This window comes from Lysobacter sp. H21R4, assembly GCF_015277535.1.
GTDB lineage: Bacteria > Pseudomonadota > Gammaproteobacteria > Xanthomonadales > Xanthomonadaceae > Novilysobacter > Novilysobacter ciconiae.
Genome location: NZ_CP063772.1, coordinates 2,509,653 through 2,526,165, shown reverse-complemented (window position 1 = coordinate 2,526,165; position 16,513 = coordinate 2,509,653). Strand labels below are relative to the sequence as shown.

The 16,513-nt window shown below is 69.5% G+C and carries 14 protein-coding genes and 1 pseudogene; 8 read left to right on the top strand and 7 right to left on the bottom strand.

The genetic code is table 11. The features are described 5' to 3' along the window. Window positions 1-4 precede the first annotated feature (4 nt). Complete coding sequence (gene folK / locus INQ40_RS11490) at window positions 5-505, top strand: 2-amino-4-hydroxy-6-hydroxymethyldihydropteridine diphosphokinase (protein WP_194340532.1); 501 nt, start codon at window positions 5-7, stop codon at window positions 503-505. Between the two features lie 70 nt (window positions 506-575). After that, on the top strand, window positions 576-770 hold the full coding sequence (locus tag INQ40_RS11485; RefSeq protein WP_193984697.1) for a hypothetical protein: 195 nt from the start codon (window positions 576-578) through the stop codon (window positions 768-770). A gap of 7 nt (window positions 771-777) precedes the next feature. Here INQ40_RS11485 and INQ40_RS11480 read toward each other — a convergent pair whose 3' ends face one another. Beyond that, window positions 778-1,557 carry a pteridine reductase gene (locus tag INQ40_RS11480; RefSeq protein WP_194340531.1) on the bottom strand — a complete coding sequence of 260 codons (780 nt, stop codon included), beginning with the start codon at window positions 1,555-1,557 and terminating at the stop codon, window positions 778-780. A gap of 56 nt (window positions 1,558-1,613) precedes the next feature. Between INQ40_RS11480 and INQ40_RS11475 the strand changes: the two genes are divergently transcribed. After that, a complete protein-coding gene (locus tag INQ40_RS11475; RefSeq protein WP_228482014.1) occupies window positions 1,614-2,828 on the top strand; it encodes an SAM-dependent methyltransferase in 1,215 nt (404 codons plus the stop codon). Beyond that, complete coding sequence (locus INQ40_RS11470; RefSeq protein WP_194340529.1) at window positions 2,825-3,241, top strand: hypothetical protein; 417 nt, start codon at window positions 2,825-2,827, stop codon at window positions 3,239-3,241. The genes INQ40_RS11475 and INQ40_RS11470 overlap by 4 nt, the downstream gene beginning before the upstream one ends. Before the next feature lie 30 nt (window positions 3,242-3,271). On the opposite strand, the gene INQ40_RS11465 is transcribed toward INQ40_RS11470, so the two are convergent. Beyond that, entirely contained in the window at window positions 3,272-4,498 is a 1,227-nt protein-coding gene (locus INQ40_RS11465) for a multifunctional CCA addition/repair protein (RefSeq protein ID WP_194340528.1), read from the bottom strand. Window positions 4,499-4,535: 37 nt separating this feature from the next. Further along, complete coding sequence (locus INQ40_RS11460) at window positions 4,536-6,572, bottom strand: lytic transglycosylase domain-containing protein (RefSeq protein WP_194340527.1); 2,037 nt, start codon at window positions 6,570-6,572, stop codon at window positions 4,536-4,538. An 85-nt stretch (window positions 6,573-6,657) separates the two neighbouring features. Between INQ40_RS11460 and INQ40_RS11455 the strand changes: the two genes are divergently transcribed. Together INQ40_RS11455 and INQ40_RS11450 are read left to right on the top strand one after the other, a co-directional pair. Next, window positions 6,658-7,515 carry a sulfite exporter TauE/SafE family protein gene (locus INQ40_RS11455; protein ID WP_228482013.1) on the top strand — a complete coding sequence of 286 codons (858 nt, stop codon included), beginning with the start codon at window positions 6,658-6,660 and terminating at the stop codon, window positions 7,513-7,515. A gap of 141 nt (window positions 7,516-7,656) precedes the next feature. Continuing rightward, a complete protein-coding gene (locus INQ40_RS11450) occupies window positions 7,657-10,581 on the top strand; it encodes a TonB-dependent receptor (protein WP_194340526.1) in 2,925 nt (974 codons plus the stop codon). An 83-nt stretch (window positions 10,582-10,664) separates the two neighbouring features. On the opposite strand, the gene INQ40_RS11445 is transcribed toward INQ40_RS11450, so the two are convergent. The 4 genes and pseudogenes from INQ40_RS11445 to INQ40_RS11430 all read right to left on the bottom strand — a co-directional run. After that, the gene (locus INQ40_RS11445; protein WP_193987368.1) at window positions 10,665-11,402 is read right to left on the bottom strand and encodes an endonuclease/exonuclease/phosphatase family protein; all 738 of its coding nucleotides are present in this window, start codon (window positions 11,400-11,402) and stop codon (window positions 10,665-10,667) included. Window positions 11,403-11,507: 105 nt separating this feature from the next. Then, on the bottom strand, window positions 11,508-12,404 hold the full coding sequence (locus INQ40_RS11440) for a thiol:disulfide interchange protein DsbA/DsbL (RefSeq protein ID WP_194340525.1): 897 nt from the start codon (window positions 12,402-12,404) through the stop codon (window positions 11,508-11,510). Window positions 12,405-12,469: 65 nt separating this feature from the next. Next, a complete protein-coding gene (locus INQ40_RS11435) occupies window positions 12,470-13,165 on the bottom strand; it encodes a thiol:disulfide interchange protein DsbA/DsbL (RefSeq protein ID WP_194340524.1) in 696 nt (231 codons plus the stop codon). 315 nt (window positions 13,166-13,480) lie between these two features. Continuing rightward, window positions 13,481-14,236: pseudogene (locus tag INQ40_RS11430) on the bottom strand (c-type cytochrome); the annotation flags it as partial. Window positions 14,237-14,431: 195 nt separating this feature from the next. On the opposite strand from INQ40_RS11430, the gene yihA reads away from it, so the two are divergent. Together yihA and INQ40_RS11420 are read left to right on the top strand one after the other, a co-directional pair. Further along, window positions 14,432-15,037: a ribosome biogenesis GTP-binding protein YihA/YsxC gene (gene yihA, locus INQ40_RS11425; RefSeq protein ID WP_193984677.1), complete on the top strand. Its 606-nt coding sequence runs from the start codon at window positions 14,432-14,434 to the stop codon at window positions 15,035-15,037. A gap of 103 nt (window positions 15,038-15,140) precedes the next feature. After that, the gene (locus tag INQ40_RS11420; protein ID WP_194340523.1) at window positions 15,141-16,505 is read left to right on the top strand and encodes a glutamate--cysteine ligase; all 1,365 of its coding nucleotides are present in this window, start codon (window positions 15,141-15,143) and stop codon (window positions 16,503-16,505) included. Window positions 16,506-16,513 lie beyond the last annotated feature (8 nt).

Here is a 16,513-nt window from a genome sequence, read left to right as displayed (position 1 = left end):
CGGCGTGAGCCGCGCCTACCTCAGCCTGGGCAGCAACCTGGAACCGGTGCTGCACCTGCGCCGCGCGGTGCAGGAGCTGCGCGAGCGCTTCGGCGACATCGTCCTCTCGCCGGTGTACCGCACCCGCGCGGTGGGGTTCGAGGGCAATGACTTCCTCAACGCTGCGGCGGTGATCCAGACCGACCTCGACCCGGTGGCCCTGCACGACTGGCTGCACGCGCTTGAGGATGCCCACCTGCGCGATCGCAGCGGGCCGCGGTTCGGCGATCGCACGCTGGACGTCGACATCGTGCTGTTCGATGACCGCGTGCTGTCCGGGCCCGGCAACCTGCGCATCCCGCGCCCGGACCTCCAGCACGCCTTTGTGCTGCGTCCGCTGGCGGACATTGCCCCGGAGGTGGTGGTGCCCGGCGATGGCCGCACGCTGGCGCAGCTGTGGCAGATCCACCCCGATCGCGACCTCGCCCTGGCGACGGTTGCGCTCGCCCCCGCGGCGGCGATTTGATCGTGCTCAAGAACGCGGCGGCGCATTAGGGCACGATGGATGCATCGACACCGCCACAAGGAGGCGCGCGATGCATCCGATCCTGGTTGAACTGTTGACCAAGCCCGTGGGTTGGCTGTCCCTGGGCGGCTCCATCTTTTTGCTGGTGATGGTGCCGCTGGGCATCCACCTGTTCCTGCGCCGGCAGATCCGCAACGACGAAGGCGGGGAGGAGGCGAAGGCCTACGAGCTTCGCCGCCGCGCGCGGATGACCCCGGGCGAGTAGCCCGGCGTCAGCCGGCGAGCATCCGGCCACCGTCCACGTGCACGACCTGGCCGGTGCAGTAAGCCGCATCCTGCAACAACCAGCGCACCGCCTCGGCCACCTCGGCCGGGGTTCCCGTGCGCTGCAGCGGCGTGCGCGCCAGTTTTTCCGCCTGGTCCGCCGTGGTGGGCGGGGTTTGGGACCCGTGCGCGGCGGCCGCGGAGTCCTCGGCGGTGGCGTCGTGCGGCCAGAGGATCGCGCCGGGGGCAACGGCATTGACCCGCACCTGCGGTCCCAGTTCCAGGGCCAGCGAGCGGGTCGCCATCAGCAGCGCGGCCTTGGCCATGCAGTAGATCGTGTGGCCGGCCAGCGGGCGCTCGGCGTAGATATCGACCATGTTGACGATCGCGCCGCCATGGACCGCCAGATGGGGCGCGGCGGCCTGGGCGAGGAACAAGGGCGCGCGTGCGTTGCTGGCAAACAGCGTGTCCCACTGCTGCGGCGTCGCCTGGCCGATCGGCGTTGCGGTGAACCCGGAGGCGTTGTTGACCAGCGCGTCCAGTCGGCCGAAGTGGCCGACGGTGCGGGCGATCATTTCCGGAAGCCGGTCGAACTCGCCCAGGTCGGCCTGCACGATCAGGGTGCTGCCGGGACGCGCCGTCTCCAGTTCCGCCGCCAATGCCTCCATCTCGGCGCGCGAGTGGCGGTAGTGCAGCGCGAGGTCGTAGCCGGCGGCGTGCAGGGTGCGGGCGATCTGCGCGCCAATGCGTTTGGCGCTGCCGGTGACCAGGGCGACGGGGCGGGGCATGGCGTCTTCCTTAAGGCACGAGCCGTTATCCTGCGCGACTGCCCACCGCAATGCCAATGCGAGCGATCCCCGTGAGCCACGCCTCTTCCAACCCGTTCGACCTCCCGCCACCGGCCGCCGAAGCGCTCGCTCACAGCGCGCAGCTGCAGGCCGTCATCGAGCAGCAGATTGCCGACAACGGCGGCGCGATCCCGTTTTCCCGCTTCATGGAGCTGGCCCTGTACGCCCCCGGGCTGGGTTATTACAGCGCCGGGGCGAGCAAGTTCGGCGCCGAGGGCGACTTCATCACCGCCCCGGAGCTGGGGCCGATCTTCGCCGCCTGCGTGGCCGAGTCGATTGCCCCGGTCATCCAGCAATGCGGGCCGGAGGCACGCATCCTCGAGCTGGGCGGCGGCACCGGCGCGTTTGCCGAGGTCGCGCTGAAGCGATTGATGGAGCTGGACGCGCTGCCCGACCGCTACGCCGTCCTGGAGCCCAGCGCGCAGCTGCGGGAACGCCAGCGCGAGCGGCTGCGCGAGTCGCTGATCGGGCCGGTCTTCGACCTGGTGGACTGGCTGGACGGCCCCTTCGACGATGACTGGGACGGGGTGGTGTTTGCCAACGAGGTGATCGATGCCCTGCCGACGCCGCGCTTCGTGCTGCAGGACGGCCAAGTGCACGAGGAGCACGTGGTGGCGACCGCGCTGGGGTTCGCCCGCGAACTGCGCCTGGCCGACGCCTTCCTCGCCAGCGCGGTGCAGCATGTCGGCGTACGCCTGCAGGAGCCCTTGCCGGACGGCTACCGCTCCGAGGTCCTGCCGCAGCTGCCGTACTGGATCCAGGCGGTCGCCGGCGGCCTGCGCCGCGGCGCGATGCTGTTTGTCGACTACGGCTATCCGCGCGGCGAGTACTACCAGCTGGAACGCAGCGACGGCACCCTGCGCGCCTACTACCGTCACCGCATGCACGCCGATCCGCTGCTGTGGCCGGGCCTGCAGGACATCACCGCGTCGGTGGATTTCACCGCGCTGGCCGAAGCGGGGGATGCGGCCGGTTTCGATTTTGCCGGGTACTGCAGCCAGGCCAGTTTCCTGCTCGGCAACGGCATGGCCGGCGTGCTGGAGCGCATCGAGTCGATCAAGGACGATGCGCTGCGCCAGCGCCGGATCAACGAGGTCAAGCGGCTGACCCTGCCCAGCGAGATGGGCGAGCGGTTCCAGGTAATGGGCTTCCAGAAGGACGTCGAATTCGGCGCCGCCTTCCTCGCTGGCGACCTGAGTTTCCGTCTGTGACCACGGCGCCGCAGCATCTGTCGGTGATGCGGCCGTTCCGGCGGCCGTGGCTGTGGCTCTCGCTGTGGCTGCTGCTGTTCGTGCTGGTGGCGGTCGGTTCGCTGATGTCCCCGGACAAGCTGCCGCCGGTGGATATCTCCGGCTTCGACAAGGTGCAGCACTTCGTCGGTTATGCGGTGCTCTCGGCCGGTGCGGTCGCGCTGTTCGCACGCCTGCGCACCCAGGCCCTGATCGCACTGGTCATCATCGGCTTCGGCATCGGCCTGGAATTCGCCCAGGCCAGCTTGACCACTGACCGGATGGGCGATGTGGCCGACGCGCTGGCCAATTCGCTGGGCGTGCTCGGCGGGCTGCTGCTGTCCTCGACGCCGGCTGCCCGGTGGCTGCAGCGGCTGGACGCGCGGTTGCCCTGAGCCGCAATCGCGAGCGCCGGGGGGCGGCTTCTAGGGGCGCTTGCCGGTCGCGGCGGCCACTGCCGCGATCCGCGCCTCACGCATCGCCTTGCCGATGGCCGGGCCGGTGAGGCCTTCGGGCAGGGCGTCGGTGCGCACGGCCCGTGCCGCCGCATGGGCGGCGCGCAGGCTCTCGCCCTGCGGGTAGGGGTCTTCGGCATGTCCCGTGCGACCGCGCTTGTCGGCCTCGCAGACGGTCGCGAGCTGGTCGATCCGGCCCGGTTTGCGGAAGCCGTCGCAGCGCTCGATCAGCGCCACCACGGTGCTGGCGCGCAACTCATCAAAACGGTGCACATTGAGATGCTCGCGGCAGGCGATGGCCGCCAGCTGGTGATGCTCGGTCGGGACTTTCAGGCGTTCGCACAGCGCACGCAGCGGCGCGATGCCGGCCTGCTCGTGGCCGATGTGGCGCGGCAGCACGTGCGCGGGCGTCAGTGCCTTGCCCAAGTCGTGGGTCAGCGCGGCAAACCCGATCAGCTCGTCGCCGGGCGCCAGCCGGGCGGCCATGTCGCAGACCAGTTCGACGTGCACGCCGGTATCGATCTCGGGGTGGAACTCGGCCCGCTGCGCGACCCCATACAGCGCGTCGACTTCCGGCAGCACGACCGCCAGTGCGCCGGCCTCGTACAGGGTGCGCAGGAACGCGGAAGGGCGCTGGCTGGCGAGCGCGCGGCGCAGTTCCTGCCAGACGCGCTCGGGCACCAGCTCGGCCAGCTCGCCGGAGGCGGTGATCTCCTCCATCAGGGCCATGGTCTCCGGCGCGACGGTGAAGCCGAGCGGGGCAAAACGGGCCATGAAACGCGCGGCCCGCAGCACCCGCAGCGGATCCTCCACGAAGGCCGGGCCGACGTGGCGCAACACCCGCGCCTGGATGTCGGCGACGCCGCCGTGCGGATCGACCAGGTCGCCCTGGGCATCCTGGGCAATGGCGTTGATGGTGAAATCGCGCCGGCCCAGGTCTTCCTCCAGCGATACCGATGGATCGGCGTCGACCACGAAGCCGCGGTAGCCACGGCCCGACTTGCGCTCGGTTCGCGCCAGTGCGTGCTCCTCGCCGGTGTCGGGATGCAGGAACACCGGGAAGTCGCGGCCGACCGGTTTGAAGCCGGCCGCTTCCATCGACGCCTGGGTCTCACCGACCACCACCCAGTCGCGGTCGCCCGCCGGCAGGCCGAGCAGGCGGTCGCGGACCGCGCCGCCAACCAGGTAGATCTTCATCGGCTCACCGGTTGCGCCTGTCGTGCCGTCACCCGGCTCACGAGCGGCCCGCCGCCGGCGTGGGGCAGGCGAAGGGCTTGCGCGCTGCGTTGGTGCGACCGTGCATGCGGTCCTCCAGGCGCAGGGCATCGCCGTCCAGACGCCAGTCATAGATGACGCTGAAGGCGAGCACGCGGGCAACGTATTCGCGCGTTTCCTTGTAGCTGATGGTCTCGATCCAGAAGTCCGCGTCCATGTCGGGGCGCTGGGTCTGCCAGCGCGTCAGCGGGGCCGGACCGGCGTTGTAGCCGGCGATGGCGAAGTAGGGCTTGCCGCCGTACTGATCCAGCATCTGGCGCAGGTAGGCCGTGCCCAGGACGATGTTGGTGTCCGGGTCATACAGGCTGGAAGCGCCGCCCCAGCCGCGGCCGATGCGGCGCGCGACCGCCTCGCCGGTGCTCGGCAGGACCTGCATCAGGCCCATCGCGTTGGCGCCGGAACGCGCCTTAGGGTTGAAGATGCTCTCGGCGCGGATTTCCGCGGCGACCCAGGCAGGATCGATATTGTTGCGCCCGGCCTCACGCCGGATAGTTGCGTCGTGGTGCAGCGGAAAGCGCATGTCGTAAAGCTGCAGCTCCCCGGGCGCCTTGCCCAGCCAGAACACGGCCCGGTCGAACCAGCCGTTGGCCTGCCCTATCTGCACCGCGACCTGGCGCTGGGTGTCGTTGAAACCTGCCACCGCGTCGGCCCATTCCTTCGCCGCCCAGCCGCTGCGGCCGAGCAGGTGCAGGCCGATCGCGCGCTGCAGCGCCGGGTTGGCTGCCACCGCGGCGCGGGTGGCCGCATCGGCCTGGACGGTCGCCGGACACAGCGCATAGGGCTGGTCGATGCGGTCGGCGGCAAGGAAGCCGTGGAACTCGGGAAAGCGCGCGGCCTCGCGGTACTTCGCCTGCGCGGTGGCCTTGTCGCCGGCCAGCTCGGCCAGGCGCGCCTCGAAATAGGTGTAGCGCGAATCGCTGCGCTGCTCGGCGCCCATCTTGCGGATAGCGGCCAATGCCGCCGGCCAGTCCGAGCGCGCCAGCGCGTTGCGCACGCGCCACTCGTGCAGGCGCGGGTCGTAGCTGGCCGTCGGCACCGCGTTCAGGCGGCGCGCCGAATCGGGCAGATACGACGCCACCGTCCACAGGGCGATCTGGTACAGCACGCGGCCGCGATCGGCTTCGCTGAAGTTGAGCGCGCGGGCGTATTGCGGCAGCAGCGACTCGGCCCGATCCGGGTCGGCCTTGCCCAGCTTGGCCAGGCCCTGCGAGGCGACGCGGCGGCTGCGGTCGGTCTTGGGCCATTGCAGCGCGCGCGGATGCGGGGTATCGATGAACGCCGCGTAGTCCTCGGCCAGCCCGCGCTCGGCGGCGGGCAGGCCCCGTGCAATCGCGCGCATGACCGCGCCGTCCCATTCGTCGGCGGCCAGCTCCAGTCGTTGCCAGCGCAGCGACGGGGGCAGCTCGCCGCGGCTCTCCAGGGTTGCAAACACGGGGTCGCAGGCATCGAGCAGGGACTTGCCGGTGCTGGTCCACACCGCTTGCGCCTGCTGCGTCCAGTCGGTGTCCACCCGGCCCAGCGCGTGGCGCGCATCCAGCCACGCGCAGCGCAGGGCCGTGCTCTTGATGTCCTCGCTCCACGCCGAAAGCACGGCGGATGGATCGTCGCGACGGTCGCTGGCGGCCAGCCACGCCTGGCGGAATACCCCGGCGACGGCGGTGCCCTGGTGCTGCTTGAGGAAGGCCTCGGCGCGCGCACGTGGCAGCGTGTTGATGTCGCGCGCGATCGCCGCGTATTCCACCCACGGGAACAGCGGATGGCCGGAAAGATCCGCGTATAGGGCCGCACTGAACTGGCCACGCTCGGCGGCGGCAATCGCGCTGCCGATGCGCTCGCGTTGCGGGTCGACCTGGACCGCGCCAGGCGGCGTCGCCACCGGTCGGGACACGCCGGGCCCGGCCGCGGGTCGGACGGCGGCGCTGGACTGGGTGAACGCGGCCGACGGAATCGCGAGCGCGGCGAGAAGCACGGGCAGGAGCAGGGTCTTGGGTCGCATCGGGCGACTATATCCGAGCGTCGATGAACTCCGCGGGCCGCGGCAGAAGCCGGTTGCGCCGCACGCGGTAGGCGGAACCTGCCGGATGCGACGCGCGGCTGTGTTCCACTATCGGCACTTGATGACGGGAAGTGCGATGAGCGCGTGGTGGCTGTTGTTTCCCCTGTTGGGCGTCGTGGCGGGCGTGCTCGCCGGCCTGCTGGGCGTGGGCGGCGGGCTGGTCCTCGTGGCGGCGCTGGTGTACCTGCTGCCGCTGGTGGGGGTGCCGCCGGAAGCGGCGATGCACGCCGCGCTGGCCAGTTCGCTGGCCAGCATCATCCTTACCGCGGCCGCGTCCGCCCGTGCCCACGCACGCCGCGGCAGCGTGCTGTGGCCGACGGTGGCGTGGATGGTGCCGGGGCTGTTGCTGGGCGGCTGGCTGGGCAGCGGGGCGGCGGTCCAGATCGGTGACGACGTGCTGCGCTGGATCGTCGCCGGCTACTGCCTGCTGGCGGCGGCGCAACTGCAGTTCGGCCGGCCGCGACAGGAATCCGCAACCGGGCAGGCGGCGCCGCGAGGCTGGCCCATCCTCGCCGCCGGCGGGGGCATCGGCGCGCTGTCGGCAGTGGTCGGGATCGGCGGCGGCAGCATGACGGTGCCGCTGCTGGTGTGGCGCGGCGTTGCGCCGGTGCGCGCGGTCGGTACCTCGTCGGCGTGCGGCGTGGCGATCGGATTCGCCAGCGCGGTGGGTTATGCGATGCACGCGCCGGCCGGGGCCTTGCCCGCGCATGCCATCGGCTATGTCTACCTGCCGGCGGCGATCGGCGTGGCCATCGCCTCGATCTTTGCCGCGCCACTGGGCACGCGGCTGGCGCACCGCCTGCACGGGGATGCGCTGAAGCGGATATTCGCGGTGTTCCTGGTGGTGGTGGCGGTGAGCCTGCTGGTGACCGGCGCAATTTGAGTTGGGACACCTCTCGACCGCTCATGCAGGTTCCGGCGGAAAGCTTTGCAGCTTGTGGCGGGCCCCGGGATTGTTTACAACAGTGCCTCGTCGCAGACAGGGGTGTGGCGCTTCGAAACATTCTTAGGGAGAGAGAAGTCGATGAACGCACCTTGTCGCCGCCCACTGGTGGCCGCTGTCGCGCTGTGCCTGTTGGGCGCATCGCTGCCCGCCGCCGCGCAGCAACCCCCAACCGCCGACGGCCAGCAGGACGGCCGCAGCGCGACCACCCTGGACAGTGTCCAGGTCACCGGTACCCGTATCCGCAAGGCGGAGATTGAAAGCCAGACGCCGGTGCAGACGCTTACCCGAGAGGACATCGACCGCACCGGCCTGACCTCGGTGGGCGACATCCTGCAGGAGCTGACCGGCTCGGGTTCGGCGCTCAACACCAAGTTCAACTCCTCGGGCAACTTCGGTTTCTCGCCCAATGGCGACGGCGTGGGTGCCGGCTCGTCCCAGGTCGACCTGCGCAATCTGGGCGCCAAGCGTGTGCTGGTGCTGGTCGACGGCGTGCGCTGGGTCAACGAGTCCTCCGCGTCGGGGGTCGGCGCAACCACCGACCTGAACACGATCCCGCTGGCGCTGGTGGAGCGCATCGATGTGCTCGAGGACGGCGCGTCCTCGCTGTACGGCTCGGACGCGATCGCCGGGGTGGTCAACATCATCACCCGGCGTGATTTCGACGGTGGGCAGGTAACCCTGAACTACGGCCAGTACGGCAAGGGCGACGGCACCCAGAAGGGGCTGGACCTGGCCTGGGGCATGAACACCGAGCGCAGCAATTTCTTCATCGGCGCCAGCCGCGTGGAGCAGGACCCGATCTACGCCAGCACCCGCGAGCAGTCGCGCTTTCCCACCCCGGGCACCGGGCTGACCTTTGGCAGCTCGGGCACGCCGCGCGGGCGATTCATCCTGATCGATCCCAACACCGGCGCCGAGCTCGACCTGACACCCAACCAGGGCGACAACGACCCGTTCTACGACCCGGCCCAGACCGGCTGCGATCGCACCGACGGGTTCCACTGCTTTGCGACCGCCGACCGGTTCAACTTCGCCGAATACAACATGCTGCTGACGCCGTCCACGCGCACCGGCGTGTTCGGCCAGTACCGCTTCTACTTCAACGACAGGGTGCAGGCCTACGCCAAGGTGCTGGCCAACCGGCGCGAGTCGGTCAACCAGGCCGCGCCGGAGCCGCTGTTCCTGGGCGCGGATGCCGGCACCGGCAATGCGATTGCTGACGGCATGTTCGTGTCGGCGGCCAATCCGTACAACCCGTTCGGCTTCGACCTGGTCTCGGTGGATGATCCGAACACCCCGCAGAATGACATCAACCTGGTCATGATCGGCCGGCGCCCGGTCGAGGGTGGACCGCGCGTCTACGAGCAGAACGTCGACACGCGTTACTTCGCTGCCGGGCTGGAAGGCCGGTTGGACGCGGGCGATCGCTCGTGGTTCTGGGACGCCAACTTCTCCACCGCCAAGAACGAAGCGCGCCAGACCAACTACGGCAGCTACGACATCCGCAACATCGCCATCGCCCTGGGTGACCCGGCGGTCTGCGCGGCGACCCCGGGCTGCGTGCCGCTGAACGTGTTTGGCGGGCCGGGCACACTGACTCCGGACATGCTGGCCTGGATCCAGCCGGTGGTGCGTGATCGCAGTGAGCAGACGCTGGACGTGTTCAGCGCCAACATCTCCGGCGACCTGGCGGAGCTGTGGGCCGGTCCGCTTTCCTTCGCCGCCGGCGCCGAGCACCGCCGTTACGAGGGGTCCTACCAGCCCGACGCGCTGACGGTCGCGGGTTTCTACAACGGCGTCCCGTCGCTGCCGACGTCGGGGGACTACAACGTCAGCGAGGCCTATCTCGAACTCAACGTGCCCCTGCTCAAGCCCGACACCTTCGGCAAGAGCCTGGAGCTGAGCCTGGCGGGGCGGTACTCGGACTACTCGACCTTTGGCAGCCAGTTCACGCCCAAGTACGGACTGCGCTGGCAGGTCGCCGACGAGCTGCTGCTGCGCGCGACCTATGCCGAGGGGTTCCGGGCGCCGTCCATCGGCGAGCTGTTCGGCTCGGCCAGCCGCGCCGACCTGCAGATCAGCGATCCGTGCCTGATCGGCCTGGATGGCAGCGCGCCGCAAGGCAATCCTGCCAACTGCGCCGCGCTGGGCGTGCCCACCGGCGCGGTGCAGGCCAACAGCCAGATCTCGGTCACCACCGGCGGCAACCGCGACCTGGAGCCGGAAACCGCACGCAGCTTCACCACCGGGCTGGTGTTCAGTCCCGGAATCGCCAGCGGCGCCTCCTGGTCGGACCGGCTCGACCTGGAGCTGACCTACTACCGCCACAGCCTGGAGGGCGCGGTGCAGGCCATCGACGCCCAGACCCAGCTGGACCTGTGCGTGCAGACCCTGGACCCGCTGTACTGCGATGGCATCACCCGCTCCTCGATCGGCGGCATCAACAGCTTCAGCAACCGCCTCACCAACCTGGGATCCATCAAGACCGACGGTTGGGACGCGAACCTCTTCTGGTCGTTGCCGGAGACCGCGGCCGGACGGTTCAAGCTGTCCTGGCAGAACACGCTGGTCACGCGTTACGAGGCAGTCGGTGCCGCCGGGCAGGTGCAGCCGCGCGCGGTGGGGATCGAGGTCAATGACAGCGCGATTCCCGACTGGACCTCGACGGCGCGGCTGGATTGGCGCCGCGACCAATGGAACGTCTCATGGAGCGTGCGCCACATCAGCGAGCTCAAGGAGGACTGCGGCGATGCGGTCGCCTTTGCGGTATGCAGCCATCCGGCTGACGGCACCAACACCCTGCCGGCCACCACCTACAACGACCTGCAGGTCGGCTACCGTTTCGACTGGCAGCAGGGCCTGCAGTTGACCGCAGGCGTCAACAACCTGGCCGACAAGGATCCGCCGATCTGCCTGTCGTGCTCGCTCAACGGCTATGACGCGTCGGCCTACGACATCCCGGGCGGCCGTTATTTCTATCTGCGTGCCGACCTGAGGTTCTGACCGCGCGCAATGCGGCCGCGGCCGGACAACCGGTCGCTGTCGCTTCGTCGGAAGGACTTGATGGTCGCCAGCGCGACAGCGGCTCAGCGCAGCGCCGCGTCCGGCACGTCGAGCTCCAATGACAGCGCCAGATGGTCGGACTGTGCGGCGGGCATCGCCTGTGCGCCCGAGCAGCCTAGGCCGCTGCTGATCAGGATGTGGTCGATCGCGCGCTGCGGCTGCCAGCTGGGGAAGGTGGGCACCGCGCAGGCGGGTGGTTGCAGTCGGGTGTTGCGGAACAGGGCCTGCATTTCCGGACGCTCGACCGCGCAGTTGAAGTCGCCCATGAGGACCGCGTGGCGGTGGTCCTGCAGCAGCTCGGCGATGAAGCCCAGCTGGGTGCTGCGGGAGTTGGCGCCCAGCGACAGATGGGCGATGGCGACCACCAGGCCGTCGTCGCCTTCGCCGAAACGCGCCAGCAATACGCCGCGGCCGGAAATTCGCCCGGGCAGCGAGTGGTCGGTGACCTCGATCGGCTGCAGTTTGCTCAGCAGGCCGTTGGCGCTGGACGCGACGCCGCCCATGCGCCGGTTGGGCTGGTGGCTCCAGTAGTCGAAGCCGCCATGCCGTGCCAGGTACTCGGTCTGGTTGGTGAAGCCCGAGCGCAGGCTGCCCGGATCGGCCTCGTTGAGGCCCACGATGTCGTACTGGCCGGCCAGTTTGGCGATCAGGTCCAGGCTGCCGCGCTTGTTGCCGGCCGGCAACACGTGCGACCAGCTGCGTGCCACGTAATCATGATACCCGCGCGTGCTGGAGCCGGCCTGGATGTTCGCGCTGAGCAGCCGCAGCCGCCGCGAACCCGCCGGCGGGCCGGCGTCGACGGGGGCGCCGTCTTCGGTCGGGCGGTTGGGGTCGGGAGCGGGCATGGCAGGCAAGGCGGGCGCGGATCAGTCCTGGTCGGTCGCGGCGTCCGCATCGACCGGGGCGGTGTCACCGCCCGCACCGGCGGTGGACCTGGCGGCCCGTTCGGCGGCAATAAGGTGCTCGGCGATCTCCAGGTTCTGCTCCCAGCTCTTGCCGGTGATGCGGTACTTGCCGTCGACGACGAGATTCGGGGTGGAATCGACCCCCGCGCCCTGGATGAACTTGCGCGCGCGGCTCATCTTCGCCTTCACGCCGAAGCTGGCCATGGTGTTGGCGAACTGCTTGGGGTCGGCGCCGAAGCGGCTGTAGAACTGGGCAATCTGGTCCTCTTTCGCGTCCGGCGCCAGGCTGCGCTCCAGGTGGACGGCATTGAACATCGCGTCATGGCTCTGGGTGAGCAGTCCGTTGGACTGTGCGGCGTAGAAGGCCTTCGCAAACGGGTCCCAGAAGCCGCCGAACGGCGCCGCCAGCGGCGTGAACTGCACGTCCTCGGGCAGCTTGGCGGCCCACGCGGTCACCAGCGGCTCAAAGCTGGCACAGGCCGGGCAGGTGTAGCCGAACACTTCCACCACTTCGATCTTGTTGGTGCCCGGCTGGAACGGCTCACCGTTGGGGATTTCCACGTAGTCGACTCCCGCAACGGGCGCCGGACCCCTGGGAGGGACGATCGGACCCGGAGTGCGCACCAGGGTTTCCGAGCCGCCGGCCTGGGCGTTTCGCGGCGCGGTCTGGGTACCCGTCGCGCCACCGCCGTTGGCCGCGGAGGTCGCGGTGGACGGCGAGGCATCGCTGCCGGCGGTCTGCGCGGGCGTCGCCGCAGGCGCGGCATCGCCGTTGGCACCGGAGGGCGCCTGCGATGAGCAGGCCGAAAGGGCGAGCAGGGCTGCCAGGGTCAGGCCGAAGCGGGGCAACAAGGACATCGGTGATTCTCCAGAAAATAACGTGACGGTCGCGAGCGCGGCCGCCCGGTTACGGTGTCAAAAGCCTATTTCTTTTGCCGGACCAGCGCGGCGCGCTCGCGGTTGACCAGCGCGTCGGTGATGCGCAGGACGTCATCGGAACTCTTGCCCATCACGCGGTACTTGCCAGCCACGATCAGCGTTGGCGTCCCTTCCACCTCACTGCGCGCAAGGAAATCCCGCGCCGCGACCAGTTTTTCCTGGACCGGCTTGCCGGTCATCGCGGCGGCGAAATCGTCCGCGTCCACGCCGTAGCCGGCGTAGAACTTCGCGATGACCTGCGGGGTGGCGCCGCCGATCGGCAAGCGGTGCTCCTGGTGGATGGCCCGGAACAGGTCGCGGTGGGTGCGCTCGACCAGGTTCATCGATTGCGCGGCGTAGAACGCCTGCGCGTAAGGGATCCAGTACCCACCGAAGGGTGCCGGTACCGACACCACGTTGACATCGGGCTTCTGCCGCTGCTTCCACTCCTGCAGCGCCGGCTCGAAATTCGCGCAGTGCGGGCAGGTGTAGCCGAAGACCTCGACCACTTCGATCTTGCCCGGGCGTGTCTCGAACGGCTTGCCATCGGGGATCACGGCGTAATCGGTGCCCGCGACCAGCGCATCCGGCGCGGGCGGCGCCGCGCAGGCGAGCAGGGGGACGACGGCAAGCAGGACGGTGGCGGCCAGTCGGGCAAACCGGGCGCGGCCGGAGGTGGGCAGGGTGGGGCAGAACTTCATGGACAGATTCCCTCAAACAAGAACGCCGACCGTAACGATACGGCCGGCGCGATGAACGACAAGCGCAGAACTCGGGAGTCGGGCTCGCAAGCCTCAGCCCTGGGAGTCGTCCGGCTTGGCGTCGGTGGCGGGCGCAGCCTCGGTCGCCGGTGCTTCGGTCGTCGGCTCGGGAGCCGCTTCCGGCGCCGTTTCCGGCGCGCTTCCATCAGCACTGGCGTCGGCGTCGGCGTTCGCTTCGGCGCCAGGCGCTTCAGCGCTGTCGGCCGCGGCGACGGGCGCCGGCGCCACGGCCACGGCCTTGGGATCCACGCCGATGTCGTCAGCGGTCGGATGCAGGCCCTGCATGTAGCTGGCCAGACTGCCGATTTCCTCATCGGTCAACGGCTTGGCGATGCTGGCCATGATGTTGAACAGGCGCGGATCTGTGCGCGAGGTGGTGCCGGCACGGTAGAGCTCCAGCCGCTGCTTGGCGTAGTCCGCATGCTGGCCACCGACGTGCGGGTATGCCGGGCCGGGGTTGCCGCTGCCGGCCGGGCCGTGGCAGGCCATGCAGGCGGGAATGCCGCGGGCGGGATCGCCGCCGCGGAACAGTTTCTCGCCGATCTCGTAGAACTTCTTGTCGGCATAGGGACCGCTGGTCACCAGGGTGTCGTCGGCAACGCCGGCGCCGGATTTCTGGGTCGCAAAGTACGCGCCCAGGTCATGCGCGTCCTGCGCGCTGAGCATGTCGGCGAAGGGCTTCATCACCGCGGCCATGCCGGCGTTGCGCTCGCCGCTCTTGAACAGGGCCAGCTGATGGGCGGTGTAGCGCTCGCTCTGGCCGGCCAGGCGGGGGTACATCGGAATCTCGGAGTTGCCGTCCAGCCCGTGGCAGGCGGCGCACGTGCCCGCGAGGGTCTGGCCGTTCTGGGCGTCGCCCCAGGTGGCGTGCTCGGGCGCTGCGGGTTCCAGCGGAGAGGTCTCCACCGGTGCGGCGTCGGGGACCGGGGTCACGGTGGTCTGGGCATAGGCAACGGCCGCCGCCGCGAAGACGACAAGACCTGCGATACCTAGGACGCGGGCGTGGCTCATGGGGCTGGGCTCCGGAAAACGCTGAAGTGGCGGTCTGTTAACGGCCGCCGAACTGCAGAATTATCATCGGGGCGACGCATGGGGTCAACGCGAGTGCCGGTGGCGCCAGCATTTCGCCGCCGTTGGCCGCACGATACCCACGCGTGGGACGGTGATTCCCGCACGTCGTCGCCCCGGCCATGCGATCCTAGCGCCATGGCCAATCCCCTTATCCGTGCGCAGTACCTGCTGGCGGCGCACACGCCGGCGCAACTGCCGCCTGACGGCGGCTACGAGGTCGCGTTCGCCGGCCGCTCCAACGCCGGCAAGTCCAGCGCGCTCAACGCGATCTGCCAGCAGAACGCGCTGGCGCGGGTGTCCAAGACCCCGGGCCGCACGCAGCAACTGGTGTTTTTCGAACTCCCGCCGAGCACCGACCGCTTCCTCGTCGATCTGCCCGGCTATGGCTACGCCAAGGTGCCCAAGGACCTGCAGGCGCACTGGCAGGCGTTTCTTGACCGCTATTTCCGAACCCGCGAGGCGCTCAAGGGTCTGGTGGTGGTGATGGACATCCGTCATCCGCTGAAGGAGTACGACAGGCAGATGCTCGGCTACGCGGTCAGCCGTGGCCTGCCGGCGCACGCGATTCTTACCAAGGCCGACAAGCTCAGCCGCGGCGCGCAGGGCACCGCCCTGCTGGAGGTGCGCAAGGCGCTCAAGGCCGAGCATGGCGATGCGGTCACCGCGCAGCTGTTTTCCGGCGAGTCCAAGCTCGGTGTGGACGAGGCGCGGCGCGTGATCGAGGGCTGGCTGGAGCTGTGACCGGGACGCTCCGCGCCCGGACCGTCGCGCGGCGGTCATTGCAATGCAGGCCTGATCCCGCACATTCGGCAGTGCAATCCCCCAGAGCAAAGACGAGGTGCAAGTGTCCGGTCCCAGTCATGTAGAACAAGCCGTGATCGAATCCCGCAACCAGTTGGTGGATTACCTCAGCTCGGGCGTTCGCGAGCGCGACGACTGGCGGATCGGTACCGAGCACGAGAAGTTCGGCTTCCATTTCGATGACCTGCGTCCGCCGACCTTCGACGGCGAGCGCGGCATCGAGGCGCTGCTCAAGGGCCTGGTCCAGTTTGGCTGGGCGCCGGTGGAGGAGCACGGCCGGGTGATCGCGCTGACCCGCGATGCCGCGTCGGTGTCGCTGGAGCCGGCCGGGCAGCTGGAGCTCTCCGGCGCGCCGCTGGAGAACCTGCACGAGACCTGCCGCGAGGCGTCCTCGCACCTGCGCGAGGTGCGCGCGGTGGCCGAGCCGATGGGTCTGGGCTTCCTGGGCATGGGCTTCCAGCCCAAGTGGCGCCGCGACGAGATGCCGTGGATGCCCAAGGGCCGCTACAAGATCATGCGCGAGTACATGCCCAAGGTCGGCAGCCTCGGCCTGGACATGATGACCCGCACCTGCACGGTGCAGGTCAACCTGGATGTCGCCTCCGAGGCCGACATGGTGAAGAAGTTCCGCGTGTCGCTGGCGCTGCAGTCGATTGCGACCGCGCTGTTCGCCGACTCGCCGTTCACCGAAGGCAAGCCCAACGGCTTCCTGTCCTACCGCTCGCACATCTGGACCGACACCGACAACGATCGCAGCGGCATGCTGGATTTCGTCTTCGAGGACGGATTCGGTTACGAGCGCTACGTCGACTACCTGCTCGACGTGCCGATGTACTTCATCCAGCGCGGCGACAACTACATCGATGCGGCCGGCCAGTCGTTTCGCGACTACATGGCCGGCAAGCTGCCGGCGTACCCGGGCCAGCTGCCGACGCTGCAGGACTGGGCCGACCACACCACCACGGCGTTCCCCGAGGTGCGGCTGAAGAAATACCTGGAGATGCGCGGCGCCGACACCGGGCCGTGGAACCGGATCTGCGCCCTGCCGGCGTTCTGGACCGGCCTGCTGTACGACGACAGCGCGCTGGATGCCGCCTGGGACCTGGTCAAGGACTACAGCCTGGAGGAGCTGCACGCGCTGCGCAACGGCGTGCCGCGGCAGGCGTTCAAGCTGCCGTTCCGCAAGGGCACCGTGCTGGACGTCGCCCGCGAGGCGCTGCAGATCTCCGCCCACGGACTGGCCCGCCGCGCGCGCCTGAACGATGTGGGCAGCGACGAGACGATCTTCCTGTCGCCGCTGATGGAGCTGGTCGAGGCCGGCGAGACGCCCGCCGAGCGCAAGCTCGCGCTGTACCACGGCGTCTGGGGCGGCAGCGTGGACCCGGTATTCCGCGAGTTCGCCTACTGAGTCGGCGT

Excerpts from the sequence above, each read along its gene's own strand:
- INQ40_RS11485 (WP_193984697.1), top strand. The coding sequence starts at position 576 with ATGCATCCGATCCTGGTTGAACTGTTGACCAAGCCCGTGGGTTGGCTG.
- INQ40_RS11480 (WP_194340531.1), bottom strand. The coding sequence starts at position 1,557 with ATGCCCCGCCCCGTCGCCCTGGTCACCGGCAGCGCCAAACGCATTGGC.
- INQ40_RS11475 (WP_228482014.1), top strand. The coding sequence starts at position 1,614 with ATGCGAGCGATCCCCGTGAGCCACGCCTCTTCCAACCCGTTCGACCTC.
- INQ40_RS11465 (WP_194340528.1), bottom strand. The coding sequence starts at position 4,498 with ATGAAGATCTACCTGGTTGGCGGCGCGGTCCGCGACCGCCTGCTCGGC.
- INQ40_RS11460 (WP_194340527.1), bottom strand. The coding sequence starts at position 6,572 with ATGCGACCCAAGACCCTGCTCCTGCCCGTGCTTCTCGCCGCGCTCGCG.
- INQ40_RS11455 (WP_228482013.1), top strand. The coding sequence starts at position 6,658 with ATGCGACGCGCGGCTGTGTTCCACTATCGGCACTTGATGACGGGAAGT.
- INQ40_RS11450 (WP_194340526.1), top strand. The coding sequence starts at position 7,657 with ATGAACGCACCTTGTCGCCGCCCACTGGTGGCCGCTGTCGCGCTGTGC.
- INQ40_RS11440 (WP_194340525.1), bottom strand. The coding sequence starts at position 12,404 with ATGTCCTTGTTGCCCCGCTTCGGCCTGACCCTGGCAGCCCTGCTCGCC.
- INQ40_RS11435 (WP_194340524.1), bottom strand. The coding sequence starts at position 13,165 with ATGAAGTTCTGCCCCACCCTGCCCACCTCCGGCCGCGCCCGGTTTGCC.
- yihA (WP_193984677.1), top strand. The coding sequence starts at position 14,432 with ATGGCCAATCCCCTTATCCGTGCGCAGTACCTGCTGGCGGCGCACACG.